This window comes from Zhengella sp. (assembly GCF_041397485.1).
In the GTDB taxonomy this organism is placed as follows: Bacteria; Pseudomonadota; Alphaproteobacteria; order Rhizobiales; family Rhizobiaceae; genus Zhengella.
The window spans coordinates 378,899-402,746 of record NZ_JAWKWO010000003.1 but is presented as its reverse complement, the minus strand read 5'-3'; the positions used below and the strand labels follow the sequence as shown (position 1 = coordinate 402,746).

The 23,848-nt window shown below is 64.3% G+C and carries 20 protein-coding genes; 16 read left to right on the top strand and 4 right to left on the bottom strand.

The genetic code is table 11. The annotated features are described in order from the left end of the window. Window positions 1-85 precede the first annotated feature (85 nt). The 5 genes from R3D65_RS11555 (at window position 86) to R3D65_RS11535 (ending at window position 6,488) form a co-directional block, all read left to right on the top strand. Window positions 86-367, top strand: coding sequence for an acyl carrier protein (locus tag R3D65_RS11555; protein WP_371275367.1), 282 nt, complete (start codon window positions 86-88; stop codon window positions 365-367). Between the two features lie 19 nt (window positions 368-386). Continuing rightward, window positions 387-1,556, top strand: coding sequence for a beta-ketoacyl-ACP synthase (locus R3D65_RS11550; RefSeq protein ID WP_371275366.1), 1,170 nt, complete (start codon window positions 387-389; stop codon window positions 1,554-1,556). A gap of 14 nt (window positions 1,557-1,570) precedes the next feature. Further along, window positions 1,571-2,845 carry a beta-ketoacyl-ACP synthase gene (locus R3D65_RS11545; protein ID WP_371275365.1) on the top strand — a complete coding sequence of 425 codons (1,275 nt, stop codon included), beginning with the start codon at window positions 1,571-1,573 and terminating at the stop codon, window positions 2,843-2,845. A gap of 121 nt (window positions 2,846-2,966) precedes the next feature. Beyond that, window positions 2,967-3,995, top strand: a complete 1,029-nt coding sequence (locus R3D65_RS11540) for a zinc-binding dehydrogenase (protein WP_371275364.1) — start codon at window positions 2,967-2,969, stop codon at window positions 3,993-3,995. An 18-nt stretch (window positions 3,996-4,013) separates the two neighbouring features. Beyond that, on the top strand, window positions 4,014-6,488 hold the full coding sequence (locus R3D65_RS11535) for a lipid A biosynthesis lauroyl acyltransferase (protein ID WP_371275363.1): 2,475 nt from the start codon (window positions 4,014-4,016) through the stop codon (window positions 6,486-6,488). Window positions 6,489-6,604: 116 nt separating this feature from the next. Here the strand turns inward: R3D65_RS11535 and R3D65_RS11530 are convergent, their stop codons facing one another. Beyond that, window positions 6,605-7,036: a L,D-transpeptidase gene (locus R3D65_RS11530; RefSeq protein WP_371275362.1), complete on the bottom strand. Its 432-nt coding sequence runs from the start codon at window positions 7,034-7,036 to the stop codon at window positions 6,605-6,607. Window positions 7,037-7,239: 203 nt separating this feature from the next. On the opposite strand from R3D65_RS11530, the gene R3D65_RS11525 reads away from it, so the two are divergent. From R3D65_RS11525 to R3D65_RS11505, 5 genes are all read left to right on the top strand, one after another. Continuing rightward, window positions 7,240-8,538, top strand: coding sequence for an acetylornithine deacetylase/succinyl-diaminopimelate desuccinylase family protein (locus tag R3D65_RS11525; RefSeq protein ID WP_371275361.1), 1,299 nt, complete (start codon window positions 7,240-7,242; stop codon window positions 8,536-8,538). A gap of 104 nt (window positions 8,539-8,642) precedes the next feature. After that, window positions 8,643-10,127: an ABC transporter substrate-binding protein gene (locus tag R3D65_RS11520; RefSeq protein WP_371275360.1), complete on the top strand. Its 1,485-nt coding sequence runs from the start codon at window positions 8,643-8,645 to the stop codon at window positions 10,125-10,127. Window positions 10,128-10,215: 88 nt separating this feature from the next. After that, the gene (locus R3D65_RS11515) at window positions 10,216-11,160 is read left to right on the top strand and encodes an ABC transporter permease (protein ID WP_371275359.1); all 945 of its coding nucleotides are present in this window, start codon (window positions 10,216-10,218) and stop codon (window positions 11,158-11,160) included. Further along, a complete protein-coding gene (locus tag R3D65_RS11510) occupies window positions 11,160-12,032 on the top strand; it encodes an ABC transporter permease (RefSeq protein WP_371275358.1) in 873 nt (290 codons plus the stop codon). Before R3D65_RS11515 ends, R3D65_RS11510 begins: the two co-directional genes overlap by 1 nt. Next, a complete protein-coding gene (locus tag R3D65_RS11505; RefSeq protein WP_371275357.1) occupies window positions 12,032-13,678 on the top strand; it encodes an ABC transporter ATP-binding protein in 1,647 nt (548 codons plus the stop codon). The genes R3D65_RS11510 and R3D65_RS11505 overlap by 1 nt, the downstream gene beginning before the upstream one ends. 4 nt (window positions 13,679-13,682) lie before the next feature. On the opposite strand, the gene R3D65_RS11500 is transcribed toward R3D65_RS11505, so the two are convergent. Beyond that, window positions 13,683-14,099 (bottom strand): TerB family tellurite resistance protein, encoded by a 417-nt coding sequence (locus R3D65_RS11500; RefSeq protein WP_371275356.1) that lies wholly within the window; start codon window positions 14,097-14,099, stop codon window positions 13,683-13,685. Between the two features lie 127 nt (window positions 14,100-14,226). Between R3D65_RS11500 and R3D65_RS11495 the strand changes: the two genes are divergently transcribed. From R3D65_RS11495 to R3D65_RS11470, 6 genes are all read left to right on the top strand, one after another. Next, window positions 14,227-15,006: a TSUP family transporter gene (locus R3D65_RS11495; protein WP_371275355.1), complete on the top strand. Its 780-nt coding sequence runs from the start codon at window positions 14,227-14,229 to the stop codon at window positions 15,004-15,006. A gap of 111 nt (window positions 15,007-15,117) precedes the next feature. Then, entirely contained in the window at window positions 15,118-16,284 is a 1,167-nt protein-coding gene (locus R3D65_RS11490; RefSeq protein WP_371275354.1) for an isobutyryl-CoA dehydrogenase, read from the top strand. Window positions 16,285-16,317: 33 nt separating this feature from the next. After that, entirely contained in the window at window positions 16,318-17,202 is an 885-nt protein-coding gene (mmsB, locus tag R3D65_RS11485; protein ID WP_371275353.1) for a 3-hydroxyisobutyrate dehydrogenase, read from the top strand. A 339-nt stretch (window positions 17,203-17,541) separates the two neighbouring features. Further along, window positions 17,542-18,297 (top strand): efflux RND transporter periplasmic adaptor subunit, encoded by a 756-nt coding sequence (locus R3D65_RS11480; protein WP_371275352.1) that lies wholly within the window; start codon window positions 17,542-17,544, stop codon window positions 18,295-18,297. 4 nt (window positions 18,298-18,301) lie between these two features. Further along, window positions 18,302-19,750 carry an efflux RND transporter periplasmic adaptor subunit gene (locus tag R3D65_RS11475; RefSeq protein WP_371275351.1) on the top strand — a complete coding sequence of 483 codons (1,449 nt, stop codon included), beginning with the start codon at window positions 18,302-18,304 and terminating at the stop codon, window positions 19,748-19,750. A 3-nt stretch (window positions 19,751-19,753) separates the two neighbouring features. Then, on the top strand, window positions 19,754-21,859 hold the full coding sequence (locus R3D65_RS11470) for an HlyD family efflux transporter periplasmic adaptor subunit (RefSeq protein WP_371275350.1): 2,106 nt from the start codon (window positions 19,754-19,756) through the stop codon (window positions 21,857-21,859). Window positions 21,860-21,862: 3 nt separating this feature from the next. On the opposite strand, the gene R3D65_RS11465 is transcribed toward R3D65_RS11470, so the two are convergent. Continuing rightward, window positions 21,863-22,237: a hypothetical protein gene (locus R3D65_RS11465; RefSeq protein WP_371275349.1), complete on the bottom strand. Its 375-nt coding sequence runs from the start codon at window positions 22,235-22,237 to the stop codon at window positions 21,863-21,865. Between the two features lie 31 nt (window positions 22,238-22,268). Beyond that, window positions 22,269-23,654: an aspartate aminotransferase family protein gene (locus R3D65_RS11460; RefSeq protein WP_371275348.1), complete on the bottom strand. Its 1,386-nt coding sequence runs from the start codon at window positions 23,652-23,654 to the stop codon at window positions 22,269-22,271. Window positions 23,655-23,848: the final 194 nt, after the last annotated feature.

Here is a 23,848-nt window from a genome sequence, read left to right as displayed (position 1 = left end):
TTGAGGCTTTGCCCTTTTCCCGACGCGAAAAACCGTTTAATGCCACGCGTCAAGCGAATGAGAATCCATCAAGAGGACTTTTTCCGTGTCATCCACTTTCGACAAGGTTGCCGACATCATCGCAGAGACCAGCGAGATCGAGCGCGACACGATCACGCCGGAAAGCCACACGATCGACGATCTGGGCATCGACAGCCTCGATTTCCTGGATATCGTCTTTGCCATCGACAAGGAATTCGGCATCAAGATCCCGCTGGAAACCTGGACTCAGAAAGTCAATGACGGCAAGGCGTCGACCGACGAGTATTTCGTCATGAAGAACCTCTGCGCCAAGATCGATTCGCTGGTCGCCGAAAAGACGGCCTGACGAACAGGCCACGCCCGTCATGAGCCAACGCGACGCAGTCATCACCGGCATCGGCATCGTCTCCTGTCTCGGCGAGGGCAAGGAAGTCCACCGCGCTGCCCTGACGGCGGGGCCCCGGGCGCCGAAGCTCGACACGCAGGCCTTCGCGCCCTACGCGGTCCATCCGCTGCCCGCGATCGACTGGGGGCAGCAGATCCCCAAGCGTGGCGACCAGCGACAGATGGAGACCTGGCAGCGTATCGGCACCTATGCCGCCGGGCTCGCGCTCGACGATGCCGGCGTCAAGGGCGATGAAGCGCTTTGCGCGACCATGGACATGATCGTGGCTGCCGGCGGCGGCGAGCGTGACGAGGCCGCCGACTCGCTCATCATCGAGGCGGCCGCCGACAGAGCAGACCGCGACAACCTGCTCAACGAGAAGCTGACCACGGAACTGCGCCCGACCCTCTTTCTTGCGCAATTGTCGAACCTGCTGGCAGGCAACATCTCGATCGTCCACAAGGTGACCGGCTCCTCACGCACCTTCATGGGCGAAGAAGGCGCCGGCGTCTCCGCCGTGGACATGACGGTCGCCCGCATCCGTGCCGGTCAGTCCACCCATGCGCTGGTCGGCGCTTCCTACAATTGCGAACATCCCGACATGCTGCTGGCCTATGAATTGGGCGGCTACCTGCACCGCGCACCCTGGGCGCCGGTGTGGAAGCGCGGCGGCGCGGAAGGTGGCGGCATCATCCCCGGTTCGGGCGGCGTGTTCCTGGTGCTGGAAGAGCGGTCCCATGCCGAAAGGCGCGGTGCCCATGTCTATGCTGCTCTCGGCGATGTGAAGGCCGGCCGCGTACGCCGCACCCGCGACGATCTTTCAGCCGCCATCGCCGCCATGGCAAGGGATGCCGCGCCGGATGCCCGCATCGCGATTTCGGCGGCTTCGGGCGCGGCCGAGCCGACGGCGGCGGAAGCCTCGGCTCTGTCGGGCCTGGCGCTGCGCGGATTTTCCAGCCTGACCGGCCATTTCAAGGAAGCGCAATTCCCCTTCGCGATTGCACTGGCCGCGCTGGCACTGGATGCCGGCCTGTCGGTCGAGCCTTTCGCCGAAGGCGAGATGGCTCCGGACGCACCGGCCAACGAAATCCTGGCAACGGCCATCGGTTTCATCTCCGGCGAAGGCATGGTTTCAGTCCGCAAGGCCTGAGGGAAAAGGATGCGATGACGAAGTTCACGGATCATCTCGGCCGGCCGGTCGTCGCAGTCACCGGTATCGGCATCATCACGTCGCTGGGCGTGGGACGCGCGGAAAACTGGCAGGCGCTGGCCTCGGGCCGTTCCGGCATCGGGGCGATCACCCGCTTCCCCACCGACGGGCTGCGCACGCGCATTTCGGGCATGGTGGATTTCCTTGCCTCCTCCAGCGACGGCCCCGGTCCCCTGACCCATGAAATGGCCGAGACCACGGCACTGGAAGCCATTGCCCAGGCCGGTCTGCCGCAGGACGCCTTCGGCGGCCCGCTGTTTCTTGCCGCTCCGCCCGTCGAGACCGAATGGCGCCACCGTTTCGAGCTTGCCGAACTTGGCGGCAGCGACGGCACGCCCTATCAGCGCATGCTGGCCGCAGCCCGCGCCGGCAAGCATCCCGATCTGTTCTCTCGCGCCATGTTCGGCACCATCGCGGAGCGCCTCGCCGACCGCTTTGGCACGCGCGGCCTGCCGGTGACCCTGTCGACCGCCTGCGCTTCGGGCGCGACCGCCATCCAGTGCGGCGTCGAGGCGATCCGCCGCGGCGAGGCAGACCGGGCGCTCGCCATCGGTTCCGATGGTTCTGCCACGGCGGAAGCCTTGATCCGCTTCTCCCTGCTTTCGGCCCTGTCCACCCAGAACGAAGCACCGGAAAAGGCTTCCAAGCCCTTCTCGAAGGACCGCGACGGCTTCGTGTTGGCCGAAGGGTCGGCCACGCTGGTTCTGGAATCGCTGGAAAGCGCCGTTGCGCGCGGCGCGAAGGTGCTCGGCATTCTCGGCGGCTGCGGCGAAAAGGCCGACGATTTCCACCGCACCCGCTCCAAGCCCGATGCATCGCCGGCCATCGGCGCCGTGCGCGCGGCCCTGGCCGATGCCGGCATGGGCAGCACGCCTGTCGGCTATATCAACGCCCATGGCACATCGACACCGGAAAACGACAAGATGGAGTATCTGGCGCTGTCCACCGTTTTCGGTGACGCCATGGCCGCCATACCCGTCTCCTCCAACAAGTCGATGATCGGCCACACGCTCTCGGCCGCTGGCGCGATCGAGGCCGCCTTCTCGATCCTCACCATGCAGGAAGGCTTCCTGCCGCCGACGATCAACCACGACAATCCCGACCCGGCCATTCCGGTCGATTGCGTGCCCAACAGGGGACGCACGGCGGAAATTTCCACCGTGTTGTCCAATTCGTTCGGCTTTGGCGGGCAGAACACCTGCCTTGTCATGGCGCGCGAACCGGTCTAGACGCCCCTCACATTGCCCAGGCCTGGCGGCGGCAACCGCTGGATGCCGGAAGCGTTTCGGCGCCGGGCAGACCATAACACCTCGCGGTCGCAACGGCCGCTTCAGCCAGGATGCTCGGGCCATGCGTGCATTGCAACTCGTCGAAGACCGCAAGCTGGAAATCGTTGATCTGCCCGCCCCTCCTGCGCCCGGTCCCGGCGAGGCCACGATCCGCGTGAAGGTTGTCGCGCTCAACCACATCGATGTCTGGGGCTGGCGCGGCATGGCCTTCGCCAAGCGCAAGATGCCGCTGGTGATCGGCGCGGAAGCCTCCGGCGAGGTCGAGGCGATCGGTCCCGGCGTTGCCAATGTTCTGCCCGGCCAGCTTGTCTCCATCTACGGTGCCCGCACCTGCGGTCATTGCCGCCCCTGCCGCGAAGGCCGGGACAACCTCTGCGAACACGTCAGCGGCGTGCATGGCTTTCATCTCGACGGCTTCGCCCAGGAACGCATGAACATTCCCGCCCGTCTGCTCATTCCCGCCCCGCCTGGCGTGTCGGATGTCGGCGCGGCCCTGGCTCCCGTCACCTTTGGCACGGTCGAACACATGCTTTTCGACAATGCGAAGCTCGAACCGGGAGAGACCATTCTTGTTCATGCCGGCGGATCGGGCATTGGCACGGCTGCCATACAATTGGCCAGGCGCATGGGCTGCACGGTCATCACCACGGTCGGGTCGGACGCCAAGATCGAACCGGCCAGGGCACTGGGCGCCGATCACGTCATCAATTATCGCGAGGACCGTTTCGAGGGCGTCGTGCGGAAGCTGACGAAAAAGAAGGGTGTGGACGTGGTTTTCGAGCATGTCGGCGCCGACACATGGGCAGGCTCCATGCTCTGCCTGAAGCGCGGCGGCCGCCTCGTGACATGCGGCTCCACCTCCGGCGTGTCCACGTCCATGAACCTGATGCAGCTTTTCCAGCAGCAATTGAAGATCTTCGGCTCCTTCGGCTGCCGTATGGAGAACATGGCCGACGCCATGCAGAAAATGGCGCGCGGGCTGGCCGAACCCGTCATCGACACCGAATGCGGCTTCGAGGATATTGCCGTCGCGTTGAAGCGCATGGAGACGCGCGACGTCTTCGGCAAGATCATCCTGCGGGTTTCCTGACCGGTCGGGGCGCGCGCCATGAAGATGCTCGTCTATCGTGTTCTGCGCCGCCTCAAGAATGTCGAATACTGGATTGTCGCCCGGCTGACGCTCGGCCTGCTCTGGCTGATCAAGCTTCTGCCGGCAGACCGGTCGCTCGCCCTCCTGGAACGGCTGGCCCGCCGCTTCGGCCCCATGTCCGGCCGCCACAAGGTTGCCATGGACAATCTGCGCCAGGCTTTTCCGGACAAGGACGAGGCCGGGTTGCAGGCCATCGCCCTGGACATGTGGGGCAACATGGCCCGCCTGATGGGCGAATACGTCTTTCTCGACAAGATCCTCGATTTCGATCCTGAAAATCCGCATGCCGGCCGTGTCACCATAGACGGCGCGGAGATCTTCGACCGGTTGCGGGCGGCAGACGGCCGGCCGGCCATCTTCTTCACGGCGCATATGGGAAATTTCGAGCTCCTGCCGGTTGCCGCCATGACCCACGGGCTGGAAGTGACCGCCCTGTTCCGCCCGCCCAACAACCCCTATCTTGCCGAACGCCTTCTTTCAGCTCGCCACACCGCGATGGGCGCGCTGGTCCCCTCCCGCGCCGGCGCCTCTTTCGCGCTCGCCCGCGTATTGGAAAATGGCGGCAAGGCCGGCATGCTGGTGGACCAGTATTTCATGCGCGGTCGAATGGTCGAGTTTTTCGGCCGTGAAGCCTCCACCAGCCCGCTTCTCGGCAAGCTGGCCCGCCAGTTCGACTGCGCCATCCATCCCGCCCGCTGCATCCGCCTGCCCGGCGGCCGCTTTCACCTGACCCTTTTCGAGGCCATCGACCCGGTTCGTGATGCCAATGGCCGCGTGGATGTCCACGGCGTGACGCAGCAGGTCACAAGCATCGTGGAAGACTGGATCCGCCAGGACCCCGGCCAGTGGATGTGGTTCCACAAGCGCTGGAAGCCGGCCCCCAGGCGCGACGCCGCAAGACCCCCGCCTGAACGCTGCCCCGCGCGGCACGAAACCCGCCAGACGTCCGGCCATGCAATACCGCTACGGCATGCGCCCATGGCGCGCCTTAACGCGCCGGAAACGATTTTTGGTTGTATATATAGAAATATGCAATCTGGAGTGCCTATAATGCTCGAAACAATCGCGGAAGCTGCGGCCAAGCCGGTGCCGGTGATCATCGCCTCCAATCCCCTTCCGGGCTTCTGGCCGCGCTCCACGCCGGAACGCCCCTGGTGCTTCCGGCGCTCCGGCGCGGCACAGTCGCCGGTGGAAAAATTGCTGGAACAACTGCTCGATGACCCGCGTTTCGCGCCGCCCATACTGATTGTCGGTGAACTGGCCCTGCGCGCTGCAACGGAACAGACCGCCTGCTGGCGCGAGCGCGGTCTTCTGGTGCTTGTCGTGCCCTCCGACACCCGCAACGGCACCGCCGCCGCGCTGGCTATGCTGGAGATCGCGGCCCGCCGCCGGCGCTCCTGCGCTATTTTCCTGCCGGCCAGCCTGCACGTCGACAGCGGCGGCTCGCCCGCCGATATCCTGGCGCAGGCCGCCGCGACCTTTCCATCCGGCAAGCAGGCCATGATCTTCACCCGCCATGCCCGCCAGGACGACACGGCGCCGGCCTATGTCCGGGGTGCTCTCATCGGCGGGCGTCTGCACCATGCGCAAGTCATCCTCCCCCCCGAAGAGAAGGAGGCGCGCGAGACAGCGCTGGCGGCCAACGATCTTCATGTGCCGACCGGCCCGGTCCTGTGTCACAGCCACGGCTTTTCCGACGCGCTTCGGGAGGCCGCGCCCATGCTGCTCAAATCGGCGGTCAGCGCCTTGCAGCACGCGGATCGCAACGGCGCCATCATCCGCCCCCATCCCGGCTTCCTGTCGCTTGTGGCCAGCCACAGCGTCACCGATCTGGTCGGGGTACGGCCGCAGGACATCGTTCTCAACGCTGCCGGCGAGCAGATCAGGACGTTGCGCGGATGGGCGGATATCGAACCCGCCGCCGACGAAACGCTGCGCCCCATCCACGTCGGGGTCTCCGGTTTGCCGCCCCACCGCGTCATCCAGGGCGGCGCCGGCATATTCATTTGCGCGACGGGCCACGAGGCGGCGGCGGCCCGCTTCTTTCCCAGGCCCGGCCTCAGCGACGCACCCCGTTCACCGGGCTCGTTCCTGCGCGCATGGGGAAACGAACAGCTTGTCGAGGAGGAATACGGGATCAAGATCCTGCGGCTTGAAGTCTCGCCTGGAATGTCGCTTCAGCCGGAATGCCATTTCCGCCGCACCGAAACCTGGTCGGTAAGTTCGGGCGCAGCGATCGCAAAAGTCGACCGCCGGGTCGAGAACATGGGGCCCGGCGACCATCTGACCATTCCGCCGGGCGCGGTACACGCCCTGCGCAACACCGGGCCCGAACCGCTCGTCATCTACGAATTCCGGGTCGGCTCCTATCTCGAGGACGACGACCGGATCCGCACATCGAAACTGGAACCGGCAATGCCGGGCATGGCCTGAGCGGGAACCGGAACAGTCCGGTCACCCCCGGTTCGACCCCGCGGCACATGCGCACGCGGACCGGTCACGCCACCAAACGCGATGCCGGCCGGATTGCAGGCCGGATTTCCGAAAGGTCAATTGGTGATGACGATCCGCACGTTACGCGGCCCCACTTCGCGCGCCATCTGATAAAGCTGCGCGGCATTCTTGGGCGCCAGCCGCACGCATCCATGCGAAGCAGGACGGCCGAGATTCTTCACCGCGCCGGTGCCATGGATGGCATAACCGCCGCGAAAGAAGATCGAATGCGGCATTGGCGACATGTCGTATTTACGCGAATACCACATCTTGTGCATGCGGGTCGGCCTGTATGTGCCGCGCGGCGTGTAGTAGCCGCGACGCGCCGTGGAGACCTTCCAGCGCCCCACCACGCGCCCGTGCTTCTTGACCGTCATCGTCTGTGCCGAGACATCGATATGCGCCACCAGGCTTGCCGCAAAAGAAGCAGCCGTTCCGCCCATGACCAGCATGATTGCCGCTGAAACCATCGTGATGAATTTACGCATGAAACCTACCCTCTCACCTTATGACGCCGTCACCCTAGATTACAGTACGGTAATTTCCTGTGATCTTCATTACACGTCAATGTGAATTGTCTTCATGGTTACCGGCGATGCCGGGACGGGCCGATGCCGGCGGCAAGGGCGACCGTGCGCGCTTCGGATTTCTGCGGCTTGCCAAAACGCGATTCTGGCATTCAAATCGCGCCATGACAGAACCGCTGAAAACACGGCTTGCAGCCGAAATCGAAAACCGCCGCGATGAACTGGTCGCGCTGACCCGCGACCTCATCCGCTTTCCCACGGTCAACCCGCCCGGCGAGGCTTACCGGCCCTGCGCCGAATTCGTCGGGGCGCAAATGGCAGCCCGGGGCTTTGCCATCGAATACATTCGCGGCGCAGGCACACCGGGCGACAGCGATGCCTATCCGCGCGTCAATGTGGTGGCCCGCCGGGAGGGCGGTCGTCCTGGCCCCGTCGTCCACTTCAATTCCCACATCGACGTGGTTGAGGCCGGCCACGGATGGACGGTCGATCCCTTCGAGGGGGTGGTAAAGGATGGCCGGGTCTATGGCCGGGGCGCCTGTGACATGAAGGGCGGCCTTGCGGCGTCCATCATAGCCGTCGATGCCTTTCTGGCATTGTTTCCGGAATATCCCGGCGCCATTGAGATTTCCGGCACGGTGGACGAGGAATCCGGCGGTTTCGGCGGCGTCGCCTACCTGGCGCAAAAGGGCTATTTCTCCCGTCCGCGCGTCGACCATGTCATCATTCCCGAACCGCTGAACAAGGATCGCATCTGCCTCGGCCATCGCGGCGTATGGTGGGCGGAGATCGAGACAAAAGGCGAGATCGCCCACGGTTCGATGCCATTTCTGGGCGATTGCGCCGTGCGCCACATGGGTGCTGTCCTGTCTGCTTTCGAGGACGACCTTTTCCCGGTGCTTGACCGCAAGCAGACCCGCATGCCGGTGGTGCCCGAAGGCGCGCGCCGCTCCACCATGAACATCAATTCGATCCATGGTGGCCAGACGGACGACTATTCCGGCCTGCCCTCGCCCAATGTGCCCGACAGTTGCCGCCTGACCATCGACCGCCGCTTCCTGCTGGAAGAGGACATCGCCGAGGTCAAACGCGAGGTCGTCGCCATTCTGGAGCGGCTGAAGCGCGAACGGCCGAAGTTCGACTTTTCCATTCGCGACGTCATGGAAGTCCTGCCGCTGATGACGGAGAAGGATGCGCCCGTGGTGCAAGCCGTGACACAGGCCGTGCGCGATGTCTTCGGGAAGGATCCCGACTACGTCATTTCACCGGGCACCTACGACCAGAAGCACATGGCCCGCATCGGCCATCTGCACGACGCCATCGCCTATGGCCCGGGCATCCTGGATCTGGCGCACAAGCCGGACGAATGGGTGGGCATTGACGACATGGTCGAATCCGCAACCGTCATGGCACTTGGCCTGGCGCGTCTGCTTTTCGCCAACCAGTCCGCTGAATCGGAGTGAACGCGGCAAATCCTGCTGACAAGCTTCGATATTGCTGATTTACTTCGCGCCAAGGCCGCTGTGGCGGTCCAGATAACAAGATGGGGAAACAGGTGAGGTCTTCGATGAGAAACATGAAATCAATCCTGGCGGCGGGCATGCTCGTGCTCGCCTCGGGCGTCACCGCCTTCGCTGCGCGCAGCGATCTCGTGCTCGGCATCGTGCTGGAACCGCCGCATCTCGATCCGACCGCATCGGCCGCCGCCGCTGTCGATGAGGTGGTCTACGCCAATGTCTTCGAGGGCCTGACCCGCATCGGCCCGGACGGCCAGGTCATGCCTGGCCTCGCCGAAAACTGGGACATCTCGGAAGATGGCAAGACCTATACGTTCAAGCTGCGCAACGGCGTGAAATTCCACGACGGCTCCGAATTCGACGCCGAGGACGTGAAGTTCTCGCTCGACCGCGCGCGCGCCGAAGATTCGACCAACGCCCAGAAGGGCCTGTTTTCCGCCATCGACTCCGTCGAAGTCGTGGACCCCTCGACCGTCAAGGTCACGCTCAAGCAGCCGCAGGGCGCCTTCCTCTACAACATGGGCTGGGGCGACGCCGTGATCGTGGCGCCGGAGTCGGCGGAAACGAACAAGGAAAACCCGGTCGGAACCGGGCCGTTCAGGTTCGGCAACTGGGCCAAGGGCTCATCGATCACCATCGTGAAGAACCCGGACTACTGGGGCGAGCCGGTATCGCTTGAAAAGGCGGAGTTCCGCATCGTGCCCGATGCCGCCGCCGCCGTGCCCGCGCTCCTGTCGGGCGACGTCCAGGCCTTCCCGCAGTTCCCGGCCGGCGATGCCCTGCCCCAGGTGCAGGCCGATCCGCGCTTTGCCGTGGTCATCGGCGCCACCGAGGGCGAGACCATCCTGTCCACCAACAACAAGAAGCCGCCCTTCGACAACCTGAAGGTCCGCCAGGCGATCGCCCATGCGCTGGACCGCCAGGCGATCATCGAAGGCGCTTCGGCCGGCGGCAATGGCGTGCCGATCGGCACCCACTTCTCGCCCGCCAACAAGGACTACGTCGACCTGACCGGCATGTACCCGCACGACATCGCCAAGGCGAAGGAACTGCTCAAGGAAGCCGGCCTCGAAAACGGCTTCAAGGCGACGATCAAGCTGCCGCCGCCGGCCTATGCGCGTGATGGCGGCCAGATCATAGCCTCGCAGCTCAAGGAAGTCGGCATCGAGCTGGAAATCATTCCCGTGGAATGGGCGCAATGGCTCGAACAGGTCTTCAAGGGCAAGGACTACGACCTGACCATCGTGTCGCATACCGAGCCCAACGACATCGGCATCTATGCCCGCGACGACTACTACTTCAACTACGACAACCCGGAATTCAAGAAGGTCATGGCCGAACTGGACGTCACCGCCGATCCGGCGAAGCGTTCCGAACTGCTCAAGTCGGCCCAGACGATCCTTGCCGAGGATGCGGTCAACGGCTTCCTGTTCGAACTGCCGAAAATCGGCGTCTGGGATGCCAAGGTGGAAGGCCTCTGGGAAAATTCGCCCATCCAGGCCAACGACCTGACCAAGGTGAAGTGGACGGATTGACCGTCCGTGCATTGACGGCTGCCGCGACTTGCGGCGGCCGCCTCCTGCCTGAAACGTCCAGCCTGCCCGAGGGCAAGGGTAAGGGCCATTGACCGCCTATCTGCTCAAACGCCTTTTCATAGGCATTCTGACGCTGCTGTTTGCATCCGTCGTGGTGTTCGCGGTGCTTGAAGTCGTGCCGGGCGATCCGGCCCGCCTCATGCTTGGCATGAATGCGACCGAAGATGCCGTGCAGGCGCTGCGCGAACAGATGGGGCTCAACCAGCCGCTGCTGACACGTTACGTCTCCTGGCTGGCGGATTTCGCAACCGGCGATTTCGGCCGCTCGCTCACCTATTCGGTGCCGGTGATCGATCTCGTGACTGAACGCATGGTCGTCTCCCTGCCGCTCGCGGTTCTTGCCCTGGCGCTTTCGACGGCCATCGCCATTCCCGCCGGCCTGTTTGCCGCCGCCCGGCGCGGCCGCGCGGCCGATACGGCGACCATGGGCTTTGCCCAGGTGGGCGTTGCAATCCCGAATTTCTGGCTGGCCCTTCTGCTGGTCTACGTTTTCGCCGTCTGGCTGCGCCTCGTGCCCGCCGGCGGGTTTCCGGGCTGGGGCAACGGCATATGGACTGGCATCAAGGCCCTGCTTCTGCCGGCGATCGCGCTGGCCCTGCCACAGGCGGCCATTCTGGCGCGCGTCACGCGCTCGGCCCTGATCGAGGTTCTTGGCGAGGACTACATCCGCACGGCCCGTGCCAAGGGCCTGCCCCGCCCCCGGGTGCTTTGGCGCCATGCCCTGCGCAACGCGCTCATTCCGGTGCTGACCATCATGGGCCTGCAATTCGCATTCCTGCTCGCCGGCACCATCATCATCGAGAACGTGTTCTACCTGCCCGGCCTCGGCCGCCTGCTGTTCCAGGCCATCACGCAACGCGATCTCATCGTTGTCGAAAGCGTCATCATGCTGCTCGTCGCCTCGGTCATCGTGGTCAATGTCCTCGTGGATCTGTCCTATGCCGTGGTCGATCCACGCCTGAGGGCGCGCTGATGACCACAACCGCCCCGATGGACGAAACCGAATCCTGGCGCGCCTTTGCCGCAAAGGCGCTCGCCAACCGGTCATTCCTGCTCGGCCTCGTCATCACCGCTCTGATCGCCCTGATGGCGCTCGTTTCCTTCGTCTGGACCCCCTATGACGTGACCGATCTGCCGGTGACGAACCGCATGGCACCGCCGGGCGGAGAGCACCTCTTTGGCACGGATCATTTCGGCCGCGACATCTTCTCCATGATCATGGTCGGCAGCCGCAATTCCATTGCCGTCGCCTTCGTCGCCGTGGCCATCGGCATGGGTGTGGGCGTGCCGCTCGGCTGCTGGGCTGCCGCGCGGCGCGGGTGGGTCGACGAGGCGCTGATGCGCTTCAACGATGTGGTCTTCGCCTTCCCCGCCCTGCTGTCGGCGGTCATGATCACGGCCATTTTCGGCCCCGGCGCCATCAATGCCATCATCGCCATCGGCATTTTCAACATCCCGGTCTTCGCCCGGGTCGCCCGCGCCGGCGCACTGTCCATCTGGCCACGCGAATACATCCTCGCCGCGCGCGCCTCCGGCAAGAACGCGACCCAGATCACCATCGAGCACATCCTGCCCAACATCGCTTCCATCCTGCTGGTGCAGGGCACGATCCAGTTCGCGCTCGGCATCCTTGCCGAGGCCGGCCTTTCCTATGTCGGCTTTGGTGCGCAACCGCCCATGCCAAGCTGGGGACGCATGCTGTTCGAGGCACAGACGCGCATGATCGTCGCCCCGCACATGGCGATCTTTCCGGGCCTGGCCATAGTCATCACGGTACTGGGACTCAATCTGCTGGGCGATGGCCTGCGCGACCTGCTCGACCCCAAGACGCGGCGGGAGCGCTGATGTCGGTGGCGGACAACCTTTTGCATGTTGAGAACCTGTCGCTCTTCATCGGCGAAACGCCGATCCTCACGCATGTCGACATGCATGTCGGCAAGGGCGAGGTGCTGGGCCTTGTCGGCGAGTCCGGTTCGGGCAAATCCATGACGGCGCTCGCCATCATGCAGCTTCTGCCGCATGCCGCGCGAACCTCCGGCCGCATTCTCTTTGACGGGCAGGATTTGCTGACGCGCACCGAGAGCGAGATGTGCGCCTTGCGCGGCGACGATATCGGCATGGTCTTCCAGGAACCGATGACGGCGCTCAACCCGGTCAAGACCATTGGCGAACAGGTTGCCGAGGGTATCCGCTGGCACACACGCTGCTCCCGCGCCGAGGCAGAGTCGCGCGCCGCCGCCATCCTCGACAGGGTCGGCCTGCCTCAAGCGAAGTTTCCGCTGTCGCGCTTTCCGCATGAACTGTCGGGAGGGCAGCGCCAGCGTGTCGTCATCGCCATTGCCTGCGCCCTCAAGCCGCGCCTGCTGATCGCCGACGAACCGACCACGGCGCTGGACGTGGTGCTTCAGGCGCAGATCCTCGACCTGCTGCGCGATCTGGTCGAGGAAAACCGCATGGGCCTCCTGCTCATCAGCCACGACCTTGCTGTCGTGGCCGACATGGCCGACCGCATCACCGTCATGCGCCATGGCGAGGTGATGGAGCAGGGCGAGACGGCACATACGCTGCGGCGCCAGGCCCACCCTTATACCCGGCAATTGGCCGAGGCCTCCATGCATGTTCCGGCGTCAAGGCAAGCCGTCGCGCCACAGCCGTCGAAAACCCGCGACGCGCCGCCGCTCCTGGCCGTGGAGAACGTCGTGAAGGATTATCCGGCCCGGCGCACGTCGCTGTTTCGCAAGCCCGAATCGTTCCGCGCCGTCAATGATGTTTCCTTTGCCATGGAGCCCGGCCATTCGGTCGCGCTTGTCGGACGTTCAGGCTGCGGCAAGTCCACGCTGGCGCGCATGATCCTGGCCCTCGACCATCCCACCGGTGGCGCGATCAGGCTGGCCGGTCAGGATCTGTCGCATCTGGAAGGCGAGGCCCTTCGCCCCTTCCGGCGGCAGATGCAGGTCGTCTTCCAGGATCCTTATGGCTCGTTCAATCCGCGTCACAAGGTGGAACGGCTGGTCGCCGAACCGCTCCATCTCCTCGATCGCCAGCCCTCCGGGACCGAGCGCCGCGACCGGGTGGCCGAGGCCCTTCGCGAAGTGCATATGCCGCCGGACAGCATGGACCGCTATCCGCACGAATTCTCAGGCGGTCAGCGCCAGCGCATTTCCATCGCCCGCGCCATCATCACCCGGCCCGCGCTGATCGTGGCCGATGAGCCGGTATCCGCACTCGACGTTTCCATCCGTGCCCAGATCCTGGACCTGTTTGCCGAACTCAACGACAAACTCCGCCTGGCCTATCTCTTCATCACCCATGACCTCACCGTCGCCCGTGCCATTACCGACGATGTCATGGTCATGCATGATGGCGAAATCGTCGAACGTGGCCGCACCGCCGATGTCCTGTCGAATCCGCGGCATGAAGCAACGCGGGCGCTTGTTGATGCCGCACCGGATCTCGAACGTGCCATTGCCCGCCGCCTGCAAATGGCCTGACCGTTCAGGCGCCGCCAGACGCTTCGTTGAGCTTTTCGATCGTGCGACGGATCAGGCCGGCCTCCCGCTCGTCAAGACTGTGATCGGAGCGCGCAATCGCTTCCATATGCTCCACCAGCGCCTTCTTGCGTTCGTAGGACATCGAGCGGAACACCTCCGCTGCCTGCTTGCCGGTTGTCTCGTAGCCGAATTCGTGCAGATAGCGCACCACATCGGGAAAGCTCTCCGGACCGATACCAAAGGCCTCCTCGGCGATGCGTTTCAGCATGTCCATTTCGGCCTGTTCCACCTTCCCGTCGGCCAGGGCGACGCGGAAAAGCAACAGCAATTCCGCCGTGACCGACGGATCCTGCGCCACCTTGCGAACCGCCGGGTCGCCTTCGAAAAACGCCACCAGTCTGTCTATGATGCTCGGCGTCATCCTGTTCTTCCCCACCCAATCCTGTTGTCCTGCACACAGCGATGATGGTAACGGCTGATTTCGCTTGCGCAAGATCAGCGGCCATGCTGCAAACCGCCGCGCCTGCACTTCGCGGCCTGGATGCCTCATGATCGACCTTTCGCTTGAAATCGCAGCCCTGCTCGCCCTCGCCGCCTTCCTGGCCGGCTTCATCGACGCCATTGCCGGCGGCGGCGGGCTGATCACCGTTCCCGCGCTGCTGCTGGCCGGCTTCGATCCCGTGGTTGCGCTCGGCACGAACAAGCTGCAAAGCCTGTTCGGCTCCGGCTCTGCAACGCTCGCCTACGCCTCGAAGGGTCACGTCCAGCTTCGCAGGCAATTGCCCGCCGCGCTGGCCTCCTGCCTCGGCGCCATGGCCGGCGCCCTGCTCGCCACGGTGCTGCCGGACACGGTACTCAAGGCCGTTCTGCCGATCCTTCTCGTCGCCATCGCGCTCTATTTTGCCTTCAAGCCATCGCTCTCCGACATCGACCGGGCGCAACGCATCGGGCCGTTTCTTTTCTCACTGACAGCGGTACCGCTGATCGGCTTCTACGACGGCGTCTTCGGGCCCGGCACCGGCTCCTTCTTCATGCTGGCCTATGTCGGCCTCGCCGGTTACGGCGTTCTCAAGGCCACGGCCCATACCAAGGTGATGAACTTCGCCTCCAATATCGGCGGGTTTGCCGCCTTCACCGCTGTTGGTGTCGTTGCCTGGAAGGCCGGCATCGTGATGGGCATCATGCAGTTTGCCGGCGCCCGTCTGGGCGCCCATTTCGCCATGAGGAACGGCGCGCGCATCATCAAGCCGCTACTCGTTGCCACCTGCACCGTGCTGGCCATCCGGCTCCTGATGGAGGCCGACAATCCGCTGCGCCAACTGCTTTGATGAGCCGGCGCACATCGGCTGTGCGGCGAATGTGTACATGCAGGGCATGTTGCGCGCACCGTGGCTTGGTCTAGATTGGTGACCGGCAAACCTGAACACAGGGAGGACATCATGGACGCGAGCGTCGTCATGACCGCAGGGCAGTTCGAGCTGAACGAGGATCAGCGCGCCATTCAGGACATGGCCCGCTCCTTCGCCGATGACCGTGTGGCGCCCCATGCGCTGGAATGGGACAAGGCGCGCCATTTCCCCGATGACGTCATCCGCGAGACCGGGCCGCTCGGCTTCGGCGGCATCTATGTGCGCGACGATGTCGGCGGTTCCGCCCTGTCCCGGCTGGATGCGGTTCTGGTCTTCGAGGCCCTGTCCACCGCCTGCCCGGCCTTCTCCTCCTTCATCTCGATCCACAACATGGCCGCCTGGATGATCGACACATTCGGCAACGAGGAACAGCGCCAGCGCTTCCTGCCGAAGCTCACGTCGATGGAGTTGCTGGCCGGCTACTGCCTGACCGAACCGGGCGCGGGGTCAGATGCAGCCGCACTGAAGACCAAGGCCGTCCGCGACGGTGATCACTATGTGATCAACGGCGCCAAGCAGTTCATTTCCGGTGCCGGCGCCAATGACATCTACGTGGCGATGGTGCGTACCGGCGGCGACGGCCCGTCAGGCATTTCCACCATCGTGGTGGAGAAGGACACGCCCGGCCTTTCCTTCGGTGCGCCGGAGAACAAGATGGGCTGGCACATGCAGCCCACCGCACAGGTGATTTTCGACAATTGCCGCGTGCCCGTGGAGAACCGCCTGTCCGATGAAGGCATGGGCTTCCGCATCGCCATGGCCGGGCTTGACGGCGGCCGCCTCAACATCGCCGCCTGCTCGCTGGGCGGCGCAACCGCCGCCATCGAGAAGGCGCTGGCCTATGCCGGCGAACGCCAGGCCTTTGGCAAGGCGATCAACCAGTTCCAGTCCCTGCAGTTCAAGCTGGCCGACATGGAGATCGAACTCTCGGCCGCCCGGCAATTGCTCTACACCGCGGCTTCCAAGCTGGACCGCAAGAGCCCGGATGCCTCCAAATGGTCCGCCATGGCGAAGCGCTTCGTCACCGATGCCGGATTCCGGATCGCTAACGATGCGCTCCAGGTTCATGGCGGCTACGGCTATCTGCACGATTACGGAATGGAGAAACTGGTGCGCGACCTGCGCGTCCACCAGATTCTCGAAGGAACCAATGAGATCATGCGCATGATCGTCGCCCGTCACATGATCGGACGCTGAGCCTCGACAGGCGCCAAGGAGGAGAGACAGGACATGACCACGATCGCATTCATCGGCCTCGGCAACATGGGCAATCCCATGGCGGCCAATCTCGTCAAGGGTGGCCACCAGGTACAGGGCTTCGACCTTGTGCCGGAAAACCTGCGGGTCGCAGGTGAGAATGGCGTCACCGTGATGGCCAGTGCGGCTGCCGCGGTGCGCGAGGCCGATGTCATCATCACCATGCTGCCGGCGGGCAAGCATGTGCTTTCCGTCTACAACGAGATCGTGGCGGCCGCCGACCGCGCCGCGTTGTTCATCGATTCCTCCACCATCGATGTCGAATCGGCGCGCAAGGCCCATGCCATTGCCGAAGCCGCCGGCATGCAATCGCTGGATGCGCCGGTTTCCGGTGGCGTCGGCGGTGCGCAGGCCGGTACGCTCACCTTCATGTGCGGCGGCTCGGAAGCGGCCTTCAAGCGCGCCGAACCCTATCTCGCGCTGATGGGCAGGAAGGCCGTACATTGCGGCGATGCCGGCAATGGCCAGGCGGCGAAAATCTGCAACAACATGATCCTCGGCATTTCCATGATCGGCGTCGGCGAGGCGTTCGCACTGGCTGAGAAGCTGGGACTGTCACACCAGGCATTGTTCGATGTCGCGTCCACGTCCTCCGGCCAGTGCTGGTCGCTGACCACCTATTGCCCGGTGCCCGGACCGGTGCCCTCCTCGCCTGCCAACAACGGCTACAAGCCCGGCTTCGCGGCTGGCCTCATGCTCAAGGATTTGCGCCTTGCCCAGGAAGCCGCCCAGGCGGCCGGCGCCTCCACGCCGCTCGGCGCCGAAGCCGCCCAGCTCTATTCGCTGTTCAATGCGCAGGGCCACGCCGATACCGATTTCTCGGGCATCATCAATTTCCTGCGCGGCAAGGAAGGTTGACATCCGTTAACCCGCGTAAACGCGTAAAAACCGAAAAAATTGCACGATTTAGATTTGCTTAAGGCCTCGCTAACCAGCCGGTAACGATACCGCTTTAAAAGGAATGACAAGGCGAATGAATACCGCCTTGCCGCTCCGGATCAGGTATCGCGTACCGGAGCAAAGCGTTTCCCGGCCCTGCGTGCCGTTTACCGGGCGGGAGCCATGCGTATCGAGTGGCAAGACCGCGTTCCGCCGCAGCAGGCGGGCGCGGTTTTTGCCATCGGCGCACAAATTTAAGGTTGTATCTTTCAGATAAATACAACTATTCTTCCCGTGATTCATGATCTCGGGGACCAGATGACACGCTCCATCCTTTCCATTGCCGCCGCCGTCCTGCTGCTGTTCAGCGCTGCCGCGCATGGCGGCGACAACGATCCCGCGGCTGAACTGCGCGGCGTCGTGCGCTCCAAGGCAAGGGTGGAGATCGCCACGGACCTCACCGTGCCGCTTGCCAGGGCACCACTGCGAGACGGTATGGGCTTTCGCAAGGGGGACGTGTTGCTGGAATTCGATTGCAGCCGTCTGGAAGCCGAGCATCGCGCAGCAAGCGCGGCCGCCCGTGCCGCGGCGATCGAATACAACCAGCAGGCGCATTTGCAGAAATTCGGCGCCGCCGGCAAGGGCGACGTCGCCCTCGCATCCGCCACCCGCGAGAAAGGACAAGCCGAGCTTGAACTGGCGGAAGCGCGAATGGCCGGCTGCCGCATCGAGGCACCCTTTGACGGAAGGGTGGTCGAGCTTCTCGGTGAAGCCCATGAAATGCCCGAGCCCGGAAAGCCGCTGGTCATCATAGTGGACGACCGCAACCTTGAAATCGATTTCGTGGCTCCGTCGCGCTGGCTTCGCTGGCTCAGCGACGGGGACCGCTTCGACTTCACTGTCGATGAGACAGGAGCGACCGTTCTGGGTCATCTGGAGCGGATCGGCGCGGAAGTGGACCCTGTCAGCCAGACGATCCGCCTGACCGGAACGCTCGACGTGACCGATGGCGGCATCCTGCCGGGCATGAGCGGCACGGCACGCTTTGCTCGTGCAGCCCCGGCGGGGGAATGACACGATGAACGCGCCCGTGCGAAAGGATTTCGGCCTGAAGGTGACGCCGCAGGGCGCAGGCGCCGCAAGCGGCCCGCTGCCGCCGGAAGATACAGGGCGCCTGAAGGCAGGAGGGGCCGGAGCGCGGGCCGGAATCGGGCAGACCGCGCCCTCCCGGCTGCAATTGCTGCTTGAGATCGAGGGAGGCTTGCGCGAAGCGGCGACAGAGGCCGAACTGGGCCAGTACATCGTGGACGAAACCGGCCGCATTCTCCCCTGGGCATCTGCCTGTTACCTTTTGCTCTATCGTGCCTGGCATGGGCGCGTGGTCCTTCGCCACGCCTCCGGGCTTGCCCAGCCCGACCGGCAGTCCGCACTTGCCGCGGCGCTGGAGCGGGCAGTCGCACTGGAAGCCGGCAGACTGGCCGAAGGCGGTCCGGTCCTTTTGCGGCTGAAGACACGATTGCCGGGCAGCGCGACGACGCTCCTGCTCGCTATGCCGCTCCGCATCACCGGCGGCAGGATGGCCGGTTGCCTGGTCGCGCCTGTTGCCAAGGCCCCCGGCGATGCCGACCTGGTGATCGCCGGCCGCCTGGCTTCTGCCTATGGCCATGCCCTTACACCCTTCGCACAGCGCCGGGGGCGGCAGATCCTGCTGGCGCGGCGCCGCCAGTTTGCCTTGGCATTCGCCGCGCTTGCGGCGCTGGCTCTTTTCATCCCGGTGCCGTTGACCGTATTGGCGCCCGCTGAAATCGTGCCGCGCGACCCGATCGTCGTAGCCGCGCCGATCGATGGCGTGGTCCGCCGGCTCCTCGTCGACCCGAATCAGCCGGTGCGAACCGGTGACCTGCTCGCGGAATTCGACGATACCGAACTCAAGGGCCGTTTCGACGTGGCGGCAAGAGCACTCGACATCGCGGCTGCACGCGAGCGCCGGGCCCGCCAGGGCGCCTTCACCTCGCGCGAAATGCGGCACGACCTGGCGATCGCGGAAGCCGAACGGCGCATGGCCGAAGCGGAACTGGCGGAAGCGCGCGGCCGGCTTGACAGGGCCGGCATCCGCGCGCCGTCGGACGGGCTTGTGCTCTATTCCAACAGGGACGACTGGACCGGCAAACCGGTGTCCACCGGCGAACGCATCTTGCAGATTGCGGATCCGGCGCGCCTGCGCGTGAAGATCGAGCTGGCAATCGGGGATACCGCAGCGCTCGCGGGAGACGGCGAATTGCGGCTCTTCCTGGATTCCGACCCGCTCTCGCCGGTCGCGGCACGGATCGAACGCGCCGCCTATCTGGCAGAACCGACACCGGACAACCGCCTTGTCTATCCCGTTCTGGCAGCCCTCGATGGTGGCAGCGCCGGTTTGCGTGCAGGATTGCGCGGGACCGCACAGATTTTCGGGCCATCGGTCTCTCTGGGCTACTTTCTGTTCCGCCGTCCCATCGCGGCATTGCGTCAGAAATTGGGAATATGAACCGTGACGCCGGCTGAAGACATGCCAGTGCCTGCCCTGCGCCCGGATCTGCGCGTGCATGAAGCGCCCAAAGACAGGCATGGCATACGTGCCTGGCTGATCGAGGATCCGGTGCGCCAGCGGTTTTTCAGGTTGCCCCGGGCGGCCTTCGATCTACTCGCCGTCTGGGGCGCAGGCAGCAAGAGCCGGATCATGCGACGGCACGAGGAGATGACCGGCCGGCCGGCCACACCCGAAGACATCGATACCATGGTGCGCTATCTGACGGCGAACGAACTGACCACGCCGGAACCCGGTGAATGGAAAGCACGGGCCGCCAATGCACGGCGAAGCCAGAAGGGGATCTTCTCCCGCGCCGCCCATGCCTATATCTTCTTTCGCCTGCCGCTCTTCCGGCCCCAGGCATTCCTCGACCGTCTCTGGCCCTTGGTGGCGCCGCTCTTCACCCGCGCATTCGCCATTCTCTCGGCACTGGCCGCATTGGCCGGTCTCTGGCTTGCATCCCGGCAATGGGATGTCTTTGCAAGCACATTCATTGACTTCCTGACCTTCGAGGGCTTTCTGATCTACGGCGCCAGCCTCGTTGTCATCAAGTCGCTGCACGAACTCGGCCACGCCTTCACGGCGCGGCGCTATCGCACACCGGTGCCGACCATCGGCATAGCCTTCATCGTGCTGTTTCCCATCCTCTACACCGATACGACGAGCGCGTGGCGGCTGCCGGCGCGCCAGCGCGTGATGATCGATGCGGCCGGCATCTTCACGGAACTGGTCATTGCCGCCTGGTGCACTCTTCTCTGGGCGCTGCTGCCGGACGGGCCGCTGCGCGGCGCGGTCTTTGCAGCGGCCACCCTGTCATGGCTGACCAGCCTTGCCGTCAATCTCAATCCGCTGATGCGCTTTGACGGATATTACCTTCTGGCTGACAGCATGGACTTCCGCAATCTGCAGAACCGCAGCTTTGCCATGGCACGGTGGCGCTTGCGCGAACTCCTGTTCGGGTGGAGCGATCCGGCACCAGAACCGCTCGCGCCCGCGACACGGCATGTCGTCATCGTCTATGCCTGGGCGACCTGGGTCTACCGCTTTTTCCTGTTCGCCGGTATTGCGCTTCTCGTCTACCACATGACGGTCAAGGTGATCGGCATTGTCCTTTTCTGCCTCGAAATCGCTGTCTTCATCGCAATGCCGGTGTTTCGCGAACTTGCCGAATGGTGGAAGAACCGGAAGCGGATAACGCTCAACCGGACACTTGCCCGCAACGCATTCATTCTCGCGACCGTCCTTTGTGCGCTTTTCGTACCCTGGCAGGGAAGAATTGCAGCGCCGGCGCTTCTGCGGGCCGCGCCCACCTTCCCACTGCATGCGTCAGCCAAGGCCAGACTGGTCGATGTTTTGACCGCCGACAACGAAATCGTGCAGGAGGGGCAATTGCTTTACCGGCTCGAAGCGCCGGATCTGGTCCATCGCAAGCAAGTGGCACTCGCCCGCATGACCCTGGCGCGCGCACGCCTTGCCCGCATGGCCGCCGATGACCGCGATCTCTCGCAGCGCGGCGTGATCGAAAATGAACTGGCTTCGGCAAGAAGCGAAATCGCCAGTCTGGAAGCGCTGGAGACAGCGCTGGAAATCCGGGCGCCCATTTCCGGGCGCATTGCCAATACCCTGCCCGATCTCCAGCCCGGGCTTTGGGTCGCGCCATCCGCCCGCCTCGCCGTGATCGCTGGCACCGCTGCCCCTGCACTGGTCGCCACGATCCCGGAAGCGGCCATTCACCGGCTTTCCCCCGGTGCAATCGGCCGCTTCATCGCCTCTGAACCTGAGACACCGGCAATTGATGTCACACTGACCGACATCTCTCCGGCCCCCATGAACACGCTGCCCGGCCCGTTGCTTGCCGCCGAACACGGCGGCAGTGTCCGGACGCAGCGCGATGCCCGGGATGCCATTGCCGGGAGCTGGTATGCCGGCAAGCTCGAAGCCATGGATTCGCTGGGCGTCACCTACGAAATGCGCGGAACCGTCCTGCTCGACGCAAAGCGGGAGAGCCTGGCGGCCGGTTTTTTCCGGCGCGTTGCCGCCATCCTTGTGCGGGAAAGCAGTTTCTGACGTTCAGCCCCGGCTCAACCGGTCGAAATTGCGGCGAACCGTCAGCGAGGCAGGCCGAAGCGCGGCGCGGGATGCCTGGACCCAGCTATCGGCGAGGAGATCGACCGGGTGCCGGCCGGAAAGCACATCGGGCCAGAAATCAAACGCGGCGTTCAGCATGGAAAGCTGCGCTTCCCAGATGCCTTCCACGCCGGCGGTGATCTTCTCGTTGACCGCGAGATGCGATTCCGTTCGTCCAATTCCGCCGCTCGCGGCTTCGGCGTAGAGGACCGGCAGGCGCATGACGACAACGAACGGCGCCAGCAGGAGATCGGCGGACGACCCCTTGCCCGTCCGCCGGCCATGCCCGCCTTGCCGCTGTGGCGAACGCTTTCTCACGTTCGCACCCATGGCCATGAACCGCCGATGATCACGCCTCCCTGCTCCTCAGATCCCGCTCCGCTGCATCAAGCGCAGCAAGAATGCGGTCCATTGCCATGTCGATCGTCTCGCGGGTCCAGATCAACGGCGGCGACAGGATCATCGTATCGCCGACAGCGCGCATCATCATGTCATTGGCAATGGCGTGATCGCGCACGCAGACGGCCGCCGCCCCCGCGCCGGGAAACCGCTGGCCGCTGGCCTTGTCCTTCACGATCTCGATGGCCGCCATCAGGCCGATGGAGCGCGCCTCGCCCACGATCCCGTGCGGGGAAATCCGCTCGGCAAGCTGGCTGGCGAGATAGGGGCCGGTATCGTCGCGCACCCGTTCGATCAGCCCCTCCTGCTCGATGATTTCCAGGTTCTTCAACGCGACGGCACAAGCAACCGGATGGCCCGAATAGGTATAGCCGTGGAAGAATTCGCCCCCCTTCTCGATCAGCGTACGGGAAATACGTTCCCCGACGAGCAAGGCCGAGAGAGGCTGATAGCCCGATGTCAGCGCCTTGGCGGTGGTGATCGTGTCCGGTTCGATGCCCAGTGTCTGGGCGGCGAACCAGTTGCCCGTCCGGCCGTAGCCGGTGATCACTTCATCCAGCATGAGCAGGATGTCATGCTTGCGGCATATCCGTTGAATCTCGGGCCAATAGCTGTCGGGCGCGATTTTCACGCCGCCCGCCCCCATGACCGGCTCGCCGATGAATGCGGCGACCTTGTCCGCCCCATGCTCCAGGATTGCGTCTTCAACGGCCCGCGCCGCCCGCAAGCCGAAATCATGGTCGCTTTCGCCGTCCTGCTTCAGCTCGAAGGCATAGGGCGGCATGACGTGGACGATGCCCGGCACAGGCGCACCGAGCTGGGCATGCATCGCACTCATGCCGCCCAGTGAAGCGCCGGCCACGGTGGAACCGTGATAGGCCATCTGGCGCGAAATGATGATCTGCTTCTCGGGCTTGCCTTCAAGCGCCCAGAAATGGCGGACGAGCCGCAGCGCCGTGTCATTCGATTCAGAACCGGAAGATCCGTAGAAGACCTGGTTCACATGTTCAGGCGCAATCTCGGAAAGCTTCTGTGAAAGCAGCACCGGCGTCGGTGTCGTGCACCGGAAAAACGAATTGTAATAGGGTAATTCCTTCATCTGCGTATAGGCCGCCTCGGCCAGTTCGTCGCGGCCGTAACCGACATTGACGCACCAGAGGCCAGCCATGCCGTCGAGGATGGCATTGCCCTCGCTGTCATGGATGAACGCGCCGTCGGCGCGCACGATCATGCGGCTGCCCGCAGCGCGCAGATCCTTGTGGTCGGTGAAGGGATGCAGGTGGTGCGCCGCATCGATGGCCTGCAGCTGCTCCAGCGAATAGTTTTGATATGTCATGGGCTTGTCCCCGCTGATTGAATCAGGCGATCAAGAAAAAACGACAGGTGATGTCAGACGGGAAATGCCGGCGGGGAATAGCCGATGCGCGCGCATAGGCGCAGCAACTCGGCATGCAGGGTTCTGAGCGAAGGTTTCAGCTTCATGGGAAACATGATTGCGGAGTCAATCCGCAATTGCAATCGGGAATTACC